The 16524-nt window shown below is 45.7% G+C and carries 23 protein-coding genes; 18 read left to right on the top strand and 5 right to left on the bottom strand.

The features are described 5' to 3' along the window. Nucleotides 1-3: 3 nt before the first annotated feature. From nadA to R5H20_RS16540, 5 genes are all read left to right on the top strand, one after another. Nucleotides 4-1113, top strand: a complete 1110-nt coding sequence (gene nadA / locus R5H20_RS16560; protein WP_006637835.1) for a quinolinate synthase NadA — start codon at nucleotides 4-6, stop codon at nucleotides 1111-1113. Between the two features lie 112 nt (nucleotides 1114-1225). Beyond that, nucleotides 1226-2386, top strand: a complete 1161-nt coding sequence (gene safA / locus R5H20_RS16555) for a SafA/ExsA family spore coat assembly protein (protein WP_006637834.1) — start codon at nucleotides 1226-1228, stop codon at nucleotides 2384-2386. 181 nt (nucleotides 2387-2567) lie between these two features. Continuing rightward, the gene (locus tag R5H20_RS16550) at nucleotides 2568-3182 is read left to right on the top strand and encodes a YhcN/YlaJ family sporulation lipoprotein (RefSeq protein ID WP_006637833.1); all 615 of its coding nucleotides are present in this window, start codon (nucleotides 2568-2570) and stop codon (nucleotides 3180-3182) included. Between the two features lie 111 nt (nucleotides 3183-3293). Then, the gene (locus R5H20_RS16545; RefSeq protein WP_006637832.1) at nucleotides 3294-4016 is read left to right on the top strand and encodes a YebC/PmpR family DNA-binding transcriptional regulator; all 723 of its coding nucleotides are present in this window, start codon (nucleotides 3294-3296) and stop codon (nucleotides 4014-4016) included. A 144-nt stretch (nucleotides 4017-4160) separates the two neighbouring features. Then, entirely contained in the window at nucleotides 4161-4481 is a 321-nt protein-coding gene (locus R5H20_RS16540) for a hypothetical protein (protein WP_006637831.1), read from the top strand. A gap of 72 nt (nucleotides 4482-4553) precedes the next feature. Here R5H20_RS16540 and R5H20_RS16535 read toward each other — a convergent pair whose 3' ends face one another. Continuing rightward, nucleotides 4554-4736 carry a DUF8096 family protein gene (locus R5H20_RS16535; RefSeq protein WP_006637830.1) on the bottom strand — a complete coding sequence of 61 codons (183 nt, stop codon included), beginning with the start codon at nucleotides 4734-4736 and terminating at the stop codon, nucleotides 4554-4556. 423 nt (nucleotides 4737-5159) lie between these two features. On the opposite strand from R5H20_RS16535, the gene R5H20_RS16530 reads away from it, so the two are divergent. From R5H20_RS16530 to R5H20_RS16515, 4 genes are all read left to right on the top strand, one after another. Then, nucleotides 5160-5870 (top strand): poly-gamma-glutamate hydrolase family protein, encoded by a 711-nt coding sequence (locus R5H20_RS16530; RefSeq protein ID WP_006637828.1) that lies wholly within the window; start codon nucleotides 5160-5162, stop codon nucleotides 5868-5870. Between the two features lie 83 nt (nucleotides 5871-5953). Beyond that, entirely contained in the window at nucleotides 5954-6418 is a 465-nt protein-coding gene (locus R5H20_RS16525; RefSeq protein ID WP_006637827.1) for a DinB family protein, read from the top strand. An 82-nt stretch (nucleotides 6419-6500) separates the two neighbouring features. Then, nucleotides 6501-6680: a small acid-soluble spore protein H gene (locus R5H20_RS16520; protein ID WP_006637826.1), complete on the top strand. Its 180-nt coding sequence runs from the start codon at nucleotides 6501-6503 to the stop codon at nucleotides 6678-6680. A gap of 33 nt (nucleotides 6681-6713) precedes the next feature. After that, on the top strand, nucleotides 6714-7013 hold the full coding sequence (locus tag R5H20_RS16515) for a hypothetical protein (protein WP_006637825.1): 300 nt from the start codon (nucleotides 6714-6716) through the stop codon (nucleotides 7011-7013). Between the two features lie 36 nt (nucleotides 7014-7049). Here R5H20_RS16515 and R5H20_RS16510 read toward each other — a convergent pair whose 3' ends face one another. Then, on the bottom strand, nucleotides 7050-7178 hold the full coding sequence (locus R5H20_RS16510; protein WP_255130738.1) for a hypothetical protein: 129 nt from the start codon (nucleotides 7176-7178) through the stop codon (nucleotides 7050-7052). An 87-nt stretch (nucleotides 7179-7265) separates the two neighbouring features. Then, nucleotides 7266-7973, bottom strand: a complete 708-nt coding sequence (locus R5H20_RS16505) for a protein kinase domain-containing protein (RefSeq protein ID WP_006637824.1) — start codon at nucleotides 7971-7973, stop codon at nucleotides 7266-7268. 223 nt (nucleotides 7974-8196) lie between these two features. Here R5H20_RS16505 and R5H20_RS16500 point away from each other — a divergent pair, with 223 nt between their 5' ends. The 7 genes from R5H20_RS16500 (at nucleotide 8197) to yajC (ending at nucleotide 13253) form a co-directional block, all read left to right on the top strand. Then, on the top strand, nucleotides 8197-8745 hold the full coding sequence (locus R5H20_RS16500) for a BofC C-terminal domain-containing protein (RefSeq protein WP_006637823.1): 549 nt from the start codon (nucleotides 8197-8199) through the stop codon (nucleotides 8743-8745). Nucleotides 8746-8889: 144 nt separating this feature from the next. Then, nucleotides 8890-9495: a Holliday junction branch migration protein RuvA gene (gene ruvA, locus R5H20_RS16495; protein ID WP_006637822.1), complete on the top strand. Its 606-nt coding sequence runs from the start codon at nucleotides 8890-8892 to the stop codon at nucleotides 9493-9495. Nucleotides 9496-9505: 10 nt separating this feature from the next. Next, nucleotides 9506-10507 (top strand): Holliday junction branch migration DNA helicase RuvB, encoded by a 1002-nt coding sequence (ruvB, locus tag R5H20_RS16490; protein ID WP_006637821.1) that lies wholly within the window; start codon nucleotides 9506-9508, stop codon nucleotides 10505-10507. Next, nucleotides 10504-10704 carry a DUF2905 domain-containing protein gene (locus R5H20_RS16485; protein WP_006637820.1) on the top strand — a complete coding sequence of 67 codons (201 nt, stop codon included), beginning with the start codon at nucleotides 10504-10506 and terminating at the stop codon, nucleotides 10702-10704. Before ruvB ends, R5H20_RS16485 begins: the two co-directional genes overlap by 4 nt. Nucleotides 10705-10738: 34 nt before the next feature. Further along, complete coding sequence (gene queA / locus R5H20_RS16480; RefSeq protein ID WP_006637819.1) at nucleotides 10739-11767, top strand: tRNA preQ1(34) S-adenosylmethionine ribosyltransferase-isomerase QueA; 1029 nt, start codon at nucleotides 10739-10741, stop codon at nucleotides 11765-11767. 29 nt (nucleotides 11768-11796) lie between these two features. After that, a complete protein-coding gene (gene tgt, locus R5H20_RS16475) occupies nucleotides 11797-12942 on the top strand; it encodes a tRNA guanosine(34) transglycosylase Tgt (RefSeq protein WP_006637818.1) in 1146 nt (381 codons plus the stop codon). Between the two features lie 47 nt (nucleotides 12943-12989). After that, nucleotides 12990-13253 carry a preprotein translocase subunit YajC gene (yajC, locus tag R5H20_RS16470; RefSeq protein ID WP_087962507.1) on the top strand — a complete coding sequence of 88 codons (264 nt, stop codon included), beginning with the start codon at nucleotides 12990-12992 and terminating at the stop codon, nucleotides 13251-13253. Nucleotides 13254-13330: 77 nt separating this feature from the next. On the opposite strand, the gene R5H20_RS16465 is transcribed toward yajC, so the two are convergent. Continuing rightward, nucleotides 13331-13714, bottom strand: a complete 384-nt coding sequence (locus R5H20_RS16465) for a TIGR04086 family membrane protein (RefSeq protein ID WP_006637816.1) — start codon at nucleotides 13712-13714, stop codon at nucleotides 13331-13333. 155 nt (nucleotides 13715-13869) lie between these two features. On the opposite strand from R5H20_RS16465, the gene R5H20_RS16460 reads away from it, so the two are divergent. Beyond that, nucleotides 13870-14520 (top strand): DUF421 domain-containing protein, encoded by a 651-nt coding sequence (locus R5H20_RS16460; protein ID WP_006637815.1) that lies wholly within the window; start codon nucleotides 13870-13872, stop codon nucleotides 14518-14520. Between the two features lie 6 nt (nucleotides 14521-14526). On the opposite strand, the gene spoVB is transcribed toward R5H20_RS16460, so the two are convergent. Beyond that, the gene (spoVB, locus tag R5H20_RS16455; RefSeq protein ID WP_006637814.1) at nucleotides 14527-16080 is read right to left on the bottom strand and encodes a stage V sporulation protein B; all 1554 of its coding nucleotides are present in this window, start codon (nucleotides 16078-16080) and stop codon (nucleotides 14527-14529) included. Nucleotides 16081-16196: 116 nt separating this feature from the next. Here spoVB and R5H20_RS16450 point away from each other — a divergent pair, with 116 nt between their 5' ends. Further along, nucleotides 16197-16493 (top strand): post-transcriptional regulator, encoded by a 297-nt coding sequence (locus R5H20_RS16450; RefSeq protein ID WP_006637813.1) that lies wholly within the window; start codon nucleotides 16197-16199, stop codon nucleotides 16491-16493. The last annotated feature ends 31 nt before the right edge of the window (nucleotides 16494-16524 follow it).

Here is a 16524-nt window from a genome sequence, read left to right as displayed (position 1 = left end):
CAGATGTCTATTGTAAACTTGATCAATCATACGAACGGAAGCATGATGCCCGAGTATTATAAAAAGCTCGCCGAAGAAGACATGAAGGAAAGGATTCGGCGAATCAAAAAAAAATACGGGGAAAAGCTGTTTATCCCCGGTCATCATTATCAAAAAGACGAAGTCATCCAATTTGCGGATGCAACAGGGGATTCGCTCCAGCTCGCCCAAGTGGCCCAGCAAAATAAAAAAGCAGAATACATTGTGTTTTGCGGCGTACACTTTATGGCGGAAACCGCAGATATGCTGACGGCAAAAGAACAGGTCGTCGTTTTGCCTGATATGAGAGCGGGGTGTTCAATGGCCGACATGGCCAATATTCGGCAAACAAACCGGGCGTGGGAAGAGCTGACAAAACGATTCGGCGACACGATTATTCCGCTGACATATGTGAATTCAACCGCCGAGATTAAAGCTTTTACCGGCAGAAACGGGGGAGCGGCCGTCACATCGTCAAATGCGAAACACATTCTGACATGGGCGCTCACGCAAAAGGAGAGGATTTTATTTCTTCCCGATCAGCATCTCGGACGCAATACTGCGTATGATCTCGGCATTCCCCTCAGCCGGATGGCGGTATGGGACCCTATTGAAGAAGAGCTGCTGTATGATGGTGATCTTCAAGATGTGAAGGTCATTCTATGGAAAGGGCATTGCTCAGTCCATGAAAAATTTACCGTCAGCAATATCAAAAATGTAAAAGAACGCGATCCCGGCATCAATGTCATTGTGCACCCGGAATGCTCACACGAGGTCGTGATGCTCAGCGATTTCAGCGGGTCGACAAAAAAAATCATTGATACCATCAGTAAAGCGGAGCCGGGAAGCAAATGGGCGATTGGGACAGAGATGAATCTTGTGCAAAGAATCATCAAGAGACATCCTGACAAACAAATCGAATCTCTCAATCCGGATATGTGTCCATGTTTGACGATGAACCGAATCGATCTGCCTCATTTATTATGGTCTTTGGAGCAGATTGATAAAGGTGAACCGGCAGGCGTCATAAAGGTCGAAGAAGCCGTTGCAAAAGATGCCGTCGCCTCTCTTAACAGGATGCTCGGCATCAGTTAACAAAAAGAACAAGTTTTTATCATAACCCCTCCTGCCACCGCATAAATTTGTGAGGAAACATATTTGTTATTCTAATGCGTTCGTTCACGTTTTTGCATAGGAGGGGAAAACGTTGAAAATCCATATTGTCCAAAAGGGCGACTCTCTAGAAAAAATTGCAGAACGATACAATGTTGACTTTCAGGAACTGAAAAAACTGAATTCTCAGCTGAGCAACCCCGATCTCATCATGCCCGGAATGAAAATAAAAGTGCCGTCAGGGGGAGTGCCGGTCAAAAAAGAAGAACAGCTCAATATGCGGAAGGAGCCGCCTAAAAAGAAGGAATTGCCCAAAAAAACGGAACTTCCAAAAAAAACGGAGTTTCCAAAAAAACAGGAGCATCCTTTTGCAAACGAAAAGCCTAAAGGGAAGATCGACATTGAAGATACAAAGCCAAAAGAAAAGCCTTCGACTCCTTATGTTCCGCCTGTCCCCAATTTAGGCCAGCCGGGGCTGCCCGAAGGCGACATTTCCAATCTATATCATAGCGTAAATCAGCTCCATCAGCCGTTCGTACCTCCAACACCTTATGAACATCAAGAGAAAACGCCAAATTTGCATTTTCCATGGACAAATAAGGAGGAGAGTAATATGGAAAACGTCAATTATCCGAACATTCCGCAGCCGCCGCAAACAGGCGGAGCAGGTGAGGAAAACAAACAGTTTCACGGAGTGCCGAATGTAGCTCCCGTTTCATATCATCCTCATCCTCACCATTATCCATTTTATCCCGGATGTTTAATTCCTGTTTCCCCTGTATTGCCGGGTTCAGGTTTATGCTATCCATGGTATCCTTACCCTGCTCATATGCCTTATATGCACCATATGCACCACATGCATCATCCTGGCTATGTATCTCCGGCTGAATATGACGGAGACGATGACGATGATATGGACTACGATAATATGGGGCATGATAATGCAGGCCATCATCAATATCCATACCATCAACAGCCGATTACGGCACCGGCCTTTATGCAGGCTCAGGCGCCGTACCCTAACCAGGCATACCCTGGATATGCACCGCCTAATGCCGGGCATGCGGGTAAGCCAAACATGGGGCATGGTGATGATGACTGCGGATGCGGACCTGATTTTAAAGGCGGATATCCAGGCGGCGCGCCATATGGACAAATGCCGCAAATGGGCAGCCCTTACGGCATGGGAGGATACGGCCAGCAGCAGCCGTCAGGCGGTCAAATGTTTAACAGACCTGAAGAAGACGAAGACTGATGTGACACGGGACGATGAAACATCGTTCCTTTTTTTAATGTTGCTTTTTTCAAAACGCTTCATACCCAAAAATGTTCGCTTCCATTGTCTATAACTGTCAAGGGTATCTCCCCGGATCCCGCACATCCTAAAAAAGAGCATGATGCTCAAAAATCAGCGGTTTTCACGGGGGGTTCTACCATTGGATAAGAAGCTGAAAGTGTTCTCAGGCATTTTACTTTTAACGGCTGGTCTTTCAGCATGCGGCTATAACGATGCTGCAGATACGAGAAACAATACCCGTCCAATCGGATATTATTCAAATAACGCAGATCGTGATGCCGGTGACGGCCCTGTAACGGATATGCTTGAAAACATGAACGGAAGAAACGGCACAACAAACGTAGCAAATGACGATCGGGTTCCGACAGGAGACGGAACGTACAGCAGGGGAGATATGAACTATCATAACCATCTGGTCAATACGGCTAACACGGGATATGATAGACCGCAAAACCGCAAAATCTCAAGAAATATTACCGAGCGCGTTAATAAAATGGATCATATTAATGAAAGCCAGGCCGTTGTGACCGATGAGACGGTAATCATCGCGGTGCGCGCCGACAGAAGGCTGACAAATGATGATAAAAGACAAATTCGAAAAACAGCCAAGGATTTTGCGGGTAACCGCAGAGTTCAAATCGCTGCTGACGACGGCACATTCACAAGGCTTCGGGAAATGAATGACGATCCTCAAAATGTAAGAGACCGCGGGGACGCTACAAACAATAATCTGAACCGCTTGCGGAACCAATAAGCCGAAATTGCCGGGCGTAATCCCGGCAATTTTGCCATTTTCTTTACAAAAGCGGCCCGAAACGTATAAAGTGATACATAGAGACGAGAATTTTTTTGGAGGTAGAAAGATATGGCTGGCCATTCTAAATGGAAAAACATTCAGAGACGCAAAAATGCTCAGGATGCAAAACGAGGCAAAATCTTTATGAAGCTTGCCAAAGAAATTTATGTTGCGGCAAGGGAGGGCGGACCTGACCCGGAATCAAACGCAAGCTTGCGCCTCGTCATCGACAAAGCCAAAAATGCAAACATGCCGAACGACAATATTGACCGGGCCATCAAAAAAGCGGCCGGAAACCAGGACGGCAGCAATTATGAGGAAATTACATATGAAGGCTACGGTCCTGCCGGTGTGGCTGTCATGGTCAAATGTTTAACAGATAATAAAAACCGGACAGCGACAAACGTCAGAACCGCATTCAGCAAAAACGGCGGAAGCCTTGGAGAAACGGGCTGCGTTTCTTATATGTTCAACCGGAAAGGATACATTGTCATCGAGCGTGAAGAGCTTGAGACAGACGAAGAGGAATTCATGCTGGAGGTCATTGATTTAGGCGCAGACGAGCTTGAAACGAGCGATGAGCTGTTTGAGATTTATACAGAACCGGAACAATTTGAGGGTGTCAAAAAGGGGCTTGAAGAACGGGGGTATCAGGCGGCTACAGCAGAAATCACGATGATTCCGCAAACATATGCCGAAGTTGATGAAGCGGTTCAGGAAAAAATCGAAAAACTCGTTGATGCGCTTGAAGATGATGATGACGTTCAGGAAGTATATACAAACGTTCACTAAAAAAAGGGACGCCATTGCAAGGGGGCGTCCTTTCTTATGTTTTCACACATTTAGAGGCCGTCTCAATCTGCTGCGGAGACAAGATTTTTTTTTGATCATATAGTAATGAAGAAGACTTGGCAAAATGAAAGGGGGATATAACAAATGGCTGAAAAGCATGAAAACGAAAAACAAGGACTATCGCTGAATGCAGGCCAGCTGGACGCTGAGACGGCTCAAGTCATTGAAAAAGTCAACCATCTGATTTCCGGCTTTGGGCAATCCATTTTTGAATTGGTAAAGGAGAACAGTAACATCAATTTAAGCGAAGCTGATTTGACAAACAGCGAAAATACGGAGATGAACCAAGCCATTCAAAATATCATCAACGATTATATCCAAAATATCAACAGCCTGAATTCCGAGCTGGGTGGAAAGATCGCTAATTCAATTACCGGAACGATTTCACAGAAAGAAAACAACTAAGACCGTTGACCTTGGTTTGTCGGCAAAGCTGCAACAGCCTTGTCGACATTTTTCTACATATGCACCTTTTGACTAAATGCTTTTTTTCATGCCGCAGCGCCGGCATTCCCGCAAAAATTGGCCGTTTTTTACAGAACTTTTAAAGAGCGTGTAATCACAATTGTCACAGCGGCCATGATGCATATCCGGATATTGATTGTAGTCGTAAACAATTGTCAAATCATACCCTTTTGTTTCATATTCTGGTTCTATCATATTATTCACCTGCTCTTTTATCATCAGGTAATAGGATAACAGAAGGAGATGAAAAATGAAATACGCCATGATATATCGATGATCTCAGTTTGGCATCTTTTTTTATCAAACCGTATACCCCTTTTCTGGAAAAACGGATTCGCTTCAGGGCACATGCGTTTTTAGAAAAAAACTGCTTCCTTCTGGACATTTTCCTATCGGCTTTTCTTCTTAACATTTATATATCTTTCAATCTATTGAAAAAGTAGTGTTTTAATAAAAAACTTAAAATTTTTATTTTTTATCAAACTTATTCATAATTGAATGCGTAATATGGAAAGCGTAAAATAACTGTGTCACAAAAAAGCAAAAAAAGCATATAACAGACAGGCGTGGCGGACATGCCTATACCTGTAAGATAAGATGCAAAAGGGGAAGAAAAACATGAAGAAGAAGGTGTTCATCTACTTGGTGATCGCAGCCGTGATGATTAACGGCGTATACAGGTGGGCGGAAAAAACGTCCAGATATGAATATCAGCGCCAAGCCGGCGACAGGTATACCAGTTTTGAGGAACTGAAAGCGCATGAGAAAGACAGCTATAATATCGACTATCATGAAGAAGCCGGAAGCGACTGTCTCATTTTTTCTCCCCACGGAGGAAGAATTGAAGGGGGGGTCAGCGAGCTTGTCCGCGCTTTTAACGATGATTTTTCAACGTATTTATTTGAAGGGAGAAAAGCTGAAAACAATTCGGATCTGCACATTACAAGCACAAATTTTGATGAGCCTCTGGCAATGCAAAAAATAAAAGAACACCGCTATACGATCGCGTTCCACGGTTATTCGGGAGACCGCCCGCATACCTTGGTCGGCGGGACGGACAGAAGGCTGGCAAAAGCCATTGTCAGATCTCTTAAAAAATCAGACTTTTCAGCAGAGCTGGTGAAAGTGGACGGCAAATTTGCCGGAACAGATTCCGAGAATATCAACAACGAAAGCCAAACCGGTTTAAGCGTGCAGCTGGAAATCAGCACGGCGCAAAGAGAAGATTTTTTTGAAGATTTTTCCTACAAAGAAAGAGAAGATACAAAAACACGGAAGTTTTATCGATATGTCCGTGCGGTTCGAAAGGTATTGGAAGACAAATGTTAAGGCGCAAGCTTTTTTTATCATTCCTGAGGAAAAACATGTTATTCTATGATTGATCTGCCACATCAAAAAGGGGGAATTCGAAAATGGCACGCAAAAACAGCATCATTCAGGAATTTTTATCACACCGCACAGTGACGGAAGAACTGATTCAAAAAATTGACGAAAAACATCTGGATTACAAACCGACTGAAACGTCAATGTCTGCGAAAGAATTGGCTGTTCATATTCTCGATTCTTTTTATAAGTTTGCTTTAACGGCCAAGGAAGGGAACGCCGGCGCGTTCAAACAGAAGGCGGAAGTGCCGGACACAAGCCTTGCCGATCTTGCGAAAACGTATACCGAGAAAACGAACCAGCTGCTCGAATCTTTTACTGATGATGAATTGGAGCGTGAAATCGACCTGACGACGACATTTGGCATGAAAGTGACCGCTGAACAGCTTATTCAGTTTGCGATCGGCCATGAGATTCACCACAAAGGCAACCTGTTTGTCTATGTGCGTGAAATGGGACATACCGACCTGCCTTTATATGTTAAAATCCGCTGATCTGCAAAAAAACGCAGTCATAAAGAATACGATAGCGGCATGGTGTGCACATTATGGATAAAACCTAAAGGAGGATGCCATGATGAATACACAGCGCGCTCAGGAAATCGTAGAATCTCCGGTGATGGTTGATGTCACTTACAACGGCAAGCAAATTTATATTCAGCATGTCGATCAGCAGAATGAAACCGCCCGAATTTATCCGCTCGGCCAGCCTGAAAATGAACAGGAAGTGCCGCTGGCGAGCTTGAAAGAGCATTAAGAGAAACCCCTTCGTATAGGAGGGGATTTTTTTATGGACATGCTCTTATTGAGTGAAGTATTCAAGTTTATTTTTAGAATTTTACTGGCGATTGAAAAATCATGTAAAGTCACTGACGCCGATCTGCCGATAAAAAGAGGATGTAAAATGGCTTTCATTTTCTTGATCATTTCAATGCTCGCGCTCGGAGCCGCTTTCGCAACGTTTTTTTATATGATGTTAAATAACGGCTTAAAAGGGGCGCTTGACTTGTCCAAAAGGCCGGTGGGATTCATGGCCGGGGCATTTTTGTTTTATATCGCGGCGTTTGTCCTTTTCATCATCGCCCAGTGAATCAAAAAACACTCGCATCACACGAGTGTTTTTTGATTAGTTGATGATTTTTACAATCCCTCTGACAGCCCACCTCAGCAAATAAAACAAAGGCTCAATCAGATCCACAAAGGAGAAAAAATCCCACTTGTCATCACTTTGTTTGTTTTTCTTCTTTTTTCGCAATCCCGCCTCTCCTTTCACAAAAGGTATACGGCACAAATGGCTGCGGGGTTTCATAAAAAATGCGTTTTTATCTTCGACTTCCGGCTTTTAAGAAAGAAATTTGTTTTTTCTGGCGGCCCATTGTTTTTGCAGCCAGCTTCTTTTATAAAGAAAAGAGATCATTTCCATCCATAATTTAGGGAGCTTTTGCGGGAATCCGTTTTTTTTATAAAAAATTTGATAAGCTGTTTTTAAGTCATCCCACTGTGTGCATTCTTTCGTTTGCAAAAATCTGGCGACATCGATGACTTTTATTTGCCCGGAAGGCGTCAGTATCAGATTGCGCAGATGGATGTCAGACGGATTCAGCCCCCTGCGCCGCGCGTCGTTTAACGCGCGGTCCACCTCCTTGATCATGTCATCCTGAATGGGGATCCCTTTATTGAGACACTCATAAAATGTATGTCCTTGAATATATTCCATTAGAATATACGAATGTCCCGTCTCATAAATATCGGGATAATAAGAAGAATCGGACAGCTTTTTGTATATTTCCGCTTCTTTTTCAGCGGTTTTTCTAAACTCGGGAAAAAAGACCTTCAGCGCCATTTCCCTCCCCTGATCGGTCAGCTTAAACACATAAGCGCTTCGTCCTTTCCCGATGAGTTCTATTTCATCGGGCTTTTTGACAAGCTTGTTAAATCTTTTTTTCGTGTTATATATAACGGCTTCTGCATAAGTTTTTGCCTTTGTCACGCCTGAGTTCACCTTCTTTTTAAGGGCTCTTAAAGAATCTCTATAATGTTGTTTATACATGAGATTGGACGATTTTGCATCCTAAATGCCTGAAACAATATGAATCGCTAAAAAAAGTAATAATTGTAAACGGATTGTAAAGCGATTGTCTCATCAAAAAACTGCGGCCTCCGGCGGCGGCATTCGCGCATTTTCATATGAGAAACTGCGGGAAATGGTTAATTTCCAACGGCGTTGGTCACACTATGAGTAAAATCGTGAAGGCAAAAAGAAGGTGATATTGATGAACAGCCGAAAAGTGAGGAAGAAAAACGGGTTTTTACTGCTTTGCAGCTTGTCTCTGGCTGCCGTTTTCAGCTTTCAGCAGAGTGCTGCCGCAGCCGAACCGGCCCCCGATAAAAAGCCGGCTAAAGTTCACATTCAGTTTGAAAAAGTGTATTTGGACGGTGATGTTGGAATTGAAAACCGGGAAGTCACCATTGGCAAAGTGGAGGATTTCAAAGTCGCTTACAAAGGATGGCAGCTTATTGATCATAAAAAGAATTTCATGTTGTTTCGCAAGCAGGTCGATGACATCTCTCCTCTCAGCAAAACAAACGGCTATATCGGCGTGACGGAAGACGGCGTTATTTCGACGTTTCACGGACGCCCGGGAATTTTATCTGAACCGATTCAATCCTTTTTCCAGATTGATATAAAACGCCTTGAAAGCCGGATGGCCGATGATCTCAAGAAAGGCATTCCATACCGTACGAAAAAGGAATTTGAACATGTCATTGAGGCAGTAAAATCGTCCGGAAACCGGCATCATTTGAAGGATATGAAGACATGACGCAGTTATGTCTTTTTTTAAGTGTAAAAAAGATTTGATCATCGGTACGTGCGTTTGCTGCTGAGCGAACATATGTTAACTTTTTCATTCTAGCTTTGCCTGTTTTATGTTACAATGAAGAGCAGTCAAAGAGGTGAATGAACGTTGATCGAATTTGTTAAGGGGACCATTGAATATGTATCGCCCCAGTATATCGTGATTGAAAACGGCGGAATCGGATACCAGGTCTTTACCCCGAATCCATTTATTTATAAAGAAAAAAGCAAAGAAACAATTTATACATACCATTACATAAAAGAAGACGCGTCTTCCCTGTACGGATTTTCGGCAAGGGAAGAAAGAATGCTGTTTGCAAAACTGCTTGATGTGACGGGAATCGGCCCGAAAGGAGCGCTTGCCATCCTTGCTTCCGGCGATCCCGGGGCGGTTATTGAAGCGATTGAAAATGAGGACGAAGCATTTCTGGTCAAATTCCCCGGTGTGGGCAAAAAAACAGCCAGACAGATCATTCTCGACTTGAAAGGAAAATTGGCGGATGCCGTCCCAACAATGGCGGCGAGCCTGTTCAACCATGAGGAGCGGGAGCAGGCGCATGAAGCTTCAACCGCGCTCGAGGAAGCGCTTGAAGCTTTAAGCGCGCTCGGCTACTCTGACCGCGAAATTAAAAAAGTGCTGCCTCACTTGAAAAAAGAAGAGGCGCTCTCAACGGATCAATATGTCAAAAAAGCACTGCAAAAACTATTAAAGTAAGGTGATGTTCATGGATGATCGGCTTGTATCAAGTGAACTAGACAACCATGAATCAGCGATTGAGCAGAGTTTGCGGCCGCAAAAGCTCGCTCAGTACATCGGCCAGGAAAAGGTCAAAGATAACCTCAGAATCTTCATCGAAGCTGCGAAAATGAGGGAGGAGACATTGGACCATGTCCTCTTATACGGCCCTCCCGGATTGGGGAAAACGACGCTTGCCGCAATCATCGCCAATGAAATGGGTGTAAACATCCGCACGACATCGGGGCCCGCGATCGAACGCCCCGGCGATTTGGCGGCGATTCTGACGGCGCTTGAGCCGGGAGACGTATTATTTATTGACGAAATCCACCGTCTGCACCGCTCGATCGAAGAAGTCCTGTATCCGGCGATGGAAGATTTCTGCCTTGATATCGTCATCGGAAAAGGTCCGTCAGCCCGCTCCGTCAGGCTGGATCTTCCGCCTTTCACGCTCGTCGGCGCAACTACAAGAGTAGGGCTTTTGACGGCGCCGCTCAGAGACAGGTTTGGCGTTTTGTCAAGGCTTGAGTATTATAACCAGGACGAGCTGTCAAACATCGTCGTCAGAACGGCAGAGCTGTTTGAAGTTGATATTGACCCGCTCTCCGCCCGGGAAATCGCAAGACGGTCAAGGGGCACACCGCGAATTGCCAACAGACTCTTAAGGCGGGTCAGAGATTTTGCCCAGGTGCTTGGCAACAGCTCCATTACGGAAGAGGTAGCGGTTGATGCGCTTGAGCGCCTTCAAGTGGACAGACTCGGGCTCGACCATATTGACCGTAAGCTTTTATTGGGCATGATTGAAAAATTTGGCGGCGGCCCCGTCGGCATCGATACGATTTCCGCCACGATCGGCGAGGAATCCCATACGATTGAAGATGTGTATGAGCCTTATCTTCTCCAGATCGGCTTTATTCAAAGGACGCCGCGGGGACGCATTGTAACCCCTGATGTTTACAGCCATTTTAAAATGGAGGTTCCAAAGCCATGACTGACTTTCCAAAGATGCTGATGCTTTTAGGCGCTGTCATTTTTGCCGTCGGTTTATTCATGCAAGTCATCGGCAAACTGCCGGGAGACATTTTTGTAAAAAAAGGGAATGTGACATTTTTCTTTCCGGTTGTCACGTGTATTGTCATCAGTATCATCCTGTCCGTGCTGTTCTCAATCTTCGGACGGATGAAGTAAGATCAAAGTATACAGATAGAATAAGGTGAAAAACATGAAAGTAGAATTATTTGATTTTGACCTGCCGGAGCGTCTGATTGCCCAGGTTCCGCTTAAAGAACGGGACGCTTCCCGGCTGATGGTGCTTAATAAACAAACGGGGGACATCACCCACAGCACCTTTAAGCACATCATTGATTTTATGCAGGCGGGCGACTGTCTCGTGCTGAACGATACGCGGGTTCTCCCTGCACGCTTATTCGGCATTAAAGAAGAGACAGGTGCCAAGGTCGAAGTGCTCCTGTTAAAACAGGAGGAAGGCGACATCTGGGAGACGCTCGTCAAACCTGCCAAGCGGGTGAAGCGGGGCACCGTTCTTACGTTCGGTGACGGACGTCTTACAGCAGTCTGCACAGAAGAGCTCGACCACGGCGGAAGAAAAATCGAGTTCCGCTATGAAGGGATTTTCTACGAGGTGCTTGAATCCCTCGGCGAAATGCCGCTGCCTCCTTATATCAAAGAACAGCTCGATGATAAGGAGCGCTACCAGACGGTATATTCCAAGAAACAAGGATCAGCGGCTGCGCCTACGGCCGGGCTGCATTTTACGGAAGAAATACTTGAAGCGCTCAAACAAAAAGGCGTGGAGATTGCATTTATCACCCTTCATGTCGGACTCGGAACATTCCGGCCTGTCAGCGCGGAACATGTGGAAGAGCATGATATGCATGCCGAGTTTTATGAAATGACGGAAGAAACGGCCGCGATTCTTAACCGCGTCAAAGATAGCGGGGGGCGGATCATTTCCGTCGGCACGACTTCGACGAGAACCCTGGAAACGATCGCTTCTGAGAATGACGGCCGTTTCAGGGAAGCGAGAGGCTGGACGTCTATTTTTATTTATCCGGGCTATACGTTCAAGGCGATAGACGGGATGGTTACGAACTTTCATCTGCCGAAATCCTCGCTTATCATGCTTGTCAGCGCGCTTGCGGGAAGGGAGCACATCCTTTCCGCCTATCGAACCGCCGTTGAACACGAATACCGGTTTTTCAGTTTTGGAGATGCAATGTTGATTCAATAAATTTTTAAAACGAATGGAGGGCTCATCTTTTGTCGCAGCAACCGATACGCTATGAGTTCATAAAAGCATGTAAACAAACAGGAGCAAGGCTGGGGAAAGTGCACACACCCCACGGCTCATTCGAAACCCCGGCGTTTATGCCGGTGGGAACGCTCGCAACGGTCAAGACAATGGCGCCTGAAGAGCTGAAAGAAATGGGCGCCGGCATTATTTTGAGCAATACGTACCACCTTTGGCTCAGACCGGGCCACGAGATCGTCAAAGAAGCGGGCGGCCTTCACAAGTTTATGAATTGGGATCGCGCGATTTTGACCGATTCGGGAGGCTTCCAGGTATTTTCTTTGAGCGAATTCCGCAAGATTGAAGAGGAAGGCGTTCATTTCCGCAATCATTTAAATGGGGACAAATTGTTTTTATCTCCAGAGAAGGCGATGGATATTCAAAACGCTCTCGGATCTGATATCATGATGGCTTTTGACGAGTGCCCTCCTTATCCTGCGGAGTACGATTATATGAAAAAATCTGTTGAACGGACGAGCCGCTGGGCAGAGAGATGCCTTGCCGCCCATAAACGCCCTGATGAACAGGGGCTGTTCGGAATCGTGCAGGGCGGCGAATATGAAGATTTGCGAAAACAAAGCGCAAAAGACTTGATTTCACTGGATTTCCCGGGATATGCTATAGGTGGACTATCTGTGGGTGAACCGAAGGACGTGATGAACAGGGTACTGGAATTTACGATGCCTTTGCTTCCTGCGGATAAACCTCGGTATTTGATGGGAGTGGGCTCGCCTGATTCCCTCATTGACGGTGCGATCCGCGGAGTGGACATGTTTGACTGCGTGCTGCCGACCAGAATCGCGCGCAACGGAACGCTCATGACAAGCGAAGGGCGTCTCGTCGTCAAAAATGCCAAGTATGAAAGGGATTTCAGGCCAATTGACGAACATTGCGACTGCTATACGTGCCGCAACTATTCACGGGCGTATATCAGACATTTGATCCGCTGCAATGAAACGTTTGGAATTCGCCTAACTTCTTATCATAATCTTTATTTTCTGTTAAAATTAATGGGGCAAGTCAGAGAGGCCATTCGTGAAGATCGTTTAGGTGATTTCCGGGAAGAGTTTTTTGAGCGCTATGGGTTTAATAAACCGAATGCTAAAAGTTTCTGACACATAAACGAAGAAAGCGATTCAAACCATTTGAAAGGGGTGAAAAAATAATGGAGATGCTTGGAACATTACTTCCGATTATTTTAATGTTTGCGGTTCTTTATTTCCTGTTGATCCGTCCGCAGCAAAAGCAGCAGAAAGCTGTCCGCCAAATGCAGGAGGAGCTGAAAAAAGGAGATAAGGTCGTAACGATCGGCGGCTTGCACGGTATCGTCGATTCGCTTGACGAAAACAAAGTTGTGATCAAAACCGGTGATAATACCCGTTTGACATTCGACCGCCGCGCAATTAGAGAGGCGTCAGCCGAATAGTGACGAAAAGCTTATACATAAGCGAAAAGAAGGGAGCGGATTTTTCCGCTCCCTTCTTTTTTGTTTGGCAGATTCTATTAGGCGCGGCCTCCCTGGAGATTGACCCCGAATACCCCGCCCAGCATGCTGACGCCCATAAATCCGGCGTGGTACAGCACCTGTTTGAGGTTGAAGGCTTCACCGAAGCCGAGATATTGAAACAGAAGCACGGTAAGCGAGAAACACAGGGCTGTCAGCCCCCCGATCAGCCATCCCTTTTCCTTTGCTTTTCCTCCCGAAATAAATCCGCCGATGAACAGGGTGATAAAAGATATGGCGGTAATGAACCAGTTGAATGAGCTTTCTGATAATGATGTCATCGTTAATAAAAGAGACACCAGCAGGCTTCCTGCAAACATGAGGGCAAAGATGACGACCAAGCTGTACAGGATTCCTTTGCCGACTTGTTTTGGCTCGTTCATCACATTCCTCCTTTCTGAAAATGGATGGGCTCGTCTTTTTAAATGTATTCCGGCATACCAGGAAATAGACTAAGCCCTTCCATGCTTTTTGTACATAAAAGCATGATTTTAACAAAGGCTATGACAGATATATTCAGAAGAAGGAGGCGGCCGTTTTGGAGGAAATTCTCACTCTGGTGTTTCGGACGGTCTTTTTGTATGTTCTCATCTTTGTCCTGTTTCGTTTAATGGGAAAGAGGGAAATCGGAGAGTTAAGCATACTGGATCTCGTCGTGTTTATCATGATGGCCGAAATCGCGGTTCTGGCTATTGAAAATGTTAATGACCATATTTTCAAAACGATCGTGCCGATTCTTGTTTTGACCTTGATTCAAGTTATTTTTGCGTATTTATCGTTGAAGAACCAAAAAATCCGCCAAATCCTCGATGGAAAGCCGACCATTATTATAGACCGCGGAAAAGTCGACGAACATGCAATGAGAACCCAGCGCTACAACTTTGACGACCTGCTGACACAGCTGAGGGAAAAAAACATTGAACGGATTGCTGATGTATCGTATGCGATTTTGGAGCCGACAGGAGAGCTTTCCGTTTTTACAAAAGATCATACAAATCATCAGATCGAACTGCCGTTGATCATTGACGGAACCATTCAGGAAGAACACCTGCAGCGAATCGGAAAAGATCAAAAATGGCTTGAACAAATGCTTGAAAAAAAGGGGTATCCCAGCCTTTCCAAGATTTCTTTCTGCACGTATCATAAAGGCTCTTTTTTTGTTGATATAAAAGATGAATACAAATCATAGTCAAAATTACGAAATCCAGCGGCCGAACAGAGGAAAGCGCTGGATTTCCTCTTTTTTAATAAGTCTGAACGCGATCAATAGAACCATGTACAGGCAGCCCGTAAGCAAGACGCAGAAGACTAGGCGCATCGGTTCAGCCTGATCAAGAAAAAGGTGCCGCTTCATCCAAAAGCTTATCCAGCCGGATATGAAAATGACAGCAAAGGACATCATATATTCCCTCAGATTGATGCTGATGGGGAGCACTTTGCTGACGGTCGCCGCATGCAGCAGTGTGACGAGGATCATTCCGGTGACGATGGCCAGCGCCGCCCCCATGATGCCGAGCGAAGGTCTTGAAGCAAGCGCGAAAATCAGCCCCGTTTTTACAACCGCTCCGACCAGGCTGTTCATCATGGCCGCGCCGGCCAGGTTTAAGGCCTGCAAAACCGCCTGCAGAGGTCCTTGGAAATAATAAAATAAAAAGAATGGAGCCATGACCTTGACATAGATGGCGGCATTTGACGATCCGTACATCACGCTGACAAGCTCATCCGCGTAGGAAAACAAAATCACAGCCGAAATGCCTCCGCTTAAAAGGCAAAGCCTCATCGCCTGTTCGAGCCTGTATTCGACGACTTGTATCTTCCTCTGCTCAATTCCTTCGCTGATGGCAGGAACAAGCGCTGTTGATAAAGAATAGGTAATGAAGCTTGGAAGGGTGAGAAGCGTCATGGCAAACCCGGTCAGCTCGCCGTACTGGCGTGTTGCGGCTGAAGCGGCGATGCCGGCGATGGCGAGGCTCTGGGCGACGACAATCGGTTCAAAGAACCAGGAGAGGTTGCCGATAAACCGGCTGCCTGTCGTCGGAAGCGAGACGCTCATCAGCTCAAAAAACGTACGCCGCCCCGTTTTTAACGATTGAAAAAAACGTTTCCGTATGCGGATTTTCTTTTTGTATTTAAAAGCGATAAACAAATAAACAAGGGAGGCGAGTTCGCCAAATACGGAAGACAGCATTGCCCCGGCCGCCGCATACTCGATTCCGAGCGGCAGAAACGCCGTGGTACAGACGGCGACGAGCGAGATGCGGACAATTTGCTCAAGCACTTGTGAAACAGCCAGCGGCCGCATATTTTGCTTTCCTTGAAAATAGCCCCGCAGCACGCTCGAAACGGCGATGATAGGGACGACCGGCGTGACCGCCAAAAGCGGGTAAAGCGTTCTTTCGTCCGTAAAAAGCGTATCGGCCATCAGCGGCGCATACATGAGAAACACCGGGGTGATGAGCATGCTGAGCCCGCCCGTAACCGCGAGCGATATCACCAAAATCTGCTTCATTTTCCGGTGATCGCCCCTGGCTTCGGCCTCTGCCACGAGCTTGCTGATAGCGACGGGAAGGCCGAATTGGGTAATGGTCACCGCGAGGAAAAAAGTCGGAGCCGCCATCATATAAAGACCGACGCCTTCCTCGCCGATGAATCTTGCGATGACAATCCGGTTGATAAAGCCGAGCACTCTCGTCATCAAACCCGCCGCTATTAAAATGAGCGTTCCTTTTAAAAACGTCTGCTTGGTCATTTCTAAAGTCCCCTGCCTTCTCAAACAACCTGTAATCATATACAATAAGATATGCGCATACATCGTCCAAGCATGACAAGTCTCTCTGAAAAAATCTGAAAGGAGCGTGGCTTAGCATGGACAAACATCCGGCTGATATGTATAAGGACCATTTAAAACCCTTTCTTAAAAGCAAGCTGGAAGAGTTTATGATCCTCGGCTATGATGATATTGAAATAGAGGAATTATGGTCATACTTATTGAATAAGAAATGGAAGAATCGGAAAAATGTCCAAATTCATCAGCTGGCCGCTGACATTTTATCTGTGAAAATTGGCGAATTTATGAACTATGCAACCGTAGAATCGTTTAAAACGTCTAATTTACTCGACAGCAAAGAAGGGCAGGATATGCTCGATGAGCTGCTGAAGTAACCGTCGATTTTTTGGGTTGATTTAAGGAGGA

The sequence above is a fragment of the Bacillus sp. KICET-3 genome (genome assembly GCF_033261025.1).
Lineage (GTDB): Bacteria > Bacillota > Bacilli > Bacillales > Bacillaceae > Bacillus > Bacillus sonorensis.
This window is presented reverse-complemented; position numbering and strand designations above follow the sequence as displayed.

Excerpts from the sequence above, each read along its gene's own strand:
- nadA (WP_006637835.1), top strand. The coding sequence starts at position 4 with ATGTCTATTGTAAACTTGATCAATCATACGAACGGAAGCATGATGCCC.
- R5H20_RS16545 (WP_006637832.1), top strand. The coding sequence starts at position 3,294 with ATGGCTGGCCATTCTAAATGGAAAAACATTCAGAGACGCAAAAATGCT.
- R5H20_RS16540 (WP_006637831.1), top strand. The coding sequence starts at position 4,161 with ATGGCTGAAAAGCATGAAAACGAAAAACAAGGACTATCGCTGAATGCA.
- R5H20_RS16535 (WP_006637830.1), bottom strand. The coding sequence starts at position 4,736 with ATGATAGAACCAGAATATGAAACAAAAGGGTATGATTTGACAATTGTT.
- R5H20_RS16530 (WP_006637828.1), top strand. The coding sequence starts at position 5,160 with ATGAAGAAGAAGGTGTTCATCTACTTGGTGATCGCAGCCGTGATGATT.
- R5H20_RS16525 (WP_006637827.1), top strand. The coding sequence starts at position 5,954 with ATGGCACGCAAAAACAGCATCATTCAGGAATTTTTATCACACCGCACA.
- R5H20_RS16520 (WP_006637826.1), top strand. The coding sequence starts at position 6,501 with ATGAATACACAGCGCGCTCAGGAAATCGTAGAATCTCCGGTGATGGTT.
- R5H20_RS16515 (WP_006637825.1), top strand. The coding sequence starts at position 6,714 with ATGGACATGCTCTTATTGAGTGAAGTATTCAAGTTTATTTTTAGAATT.
- R5H20_RS16505 (WP_006637824.1), bottom strand. The coding sequence starts at position 7,973 with ATGTATAAACAACATTATAGAGATTCTTTAAGAGCCCTTAAAAAGAAG.
- R5H20_RS16500 (WP_006637823.1), top strand. The coding sequence starts at position 8,197 with ATGAACAGCCGAAAAGTGAGGAAGAAAAACGGGTTTTTACTGCTTTGC.
- ruvB (WP_006637821.1), top strand. The coding sequence starts at position 9,506 with ATGGATGATCGGCTTGTATCAAGTGAACTAGACAACCATGAATCAGCG.
- R5H20_RS16485 (WP_006637820.1), top strand. The coding sequence starts at position 10,504 with ATGACTGACTTTCCAAAGATGCTGATGCTTTTAGGCGCTGTCATTTTT.
- queA (WP_006637819.1), top strand. The coding sequence starts at position 10,739 with ATGAAAGTAGAATTATTTGATTTTGACCTGCCGGAGCGTCTGATTGCC.
- R5H20_RS16465 (WP_006637816.1), bottom strand. The coding sequence starts at position 13,714 with ATGAACGAGCCAAAACAAGTCGGCAAAGGAATCCTGTACAGCTTGGTC.
- spoVB (WP_006637814.1), bottom strand. The coding sequence starts at position 16,080 with ATGACCAAGCAGACGTTTTTAAAAGGAACGCTCATTTTAATAGCGGCG.
- R5H20_RS16450 (WP_006637813.1), top strand. The coding sequence starts at position 16,197 with ATGGACAAACATCCGGCTGATATGTATAAGGACCATTTAAAACCCTTT.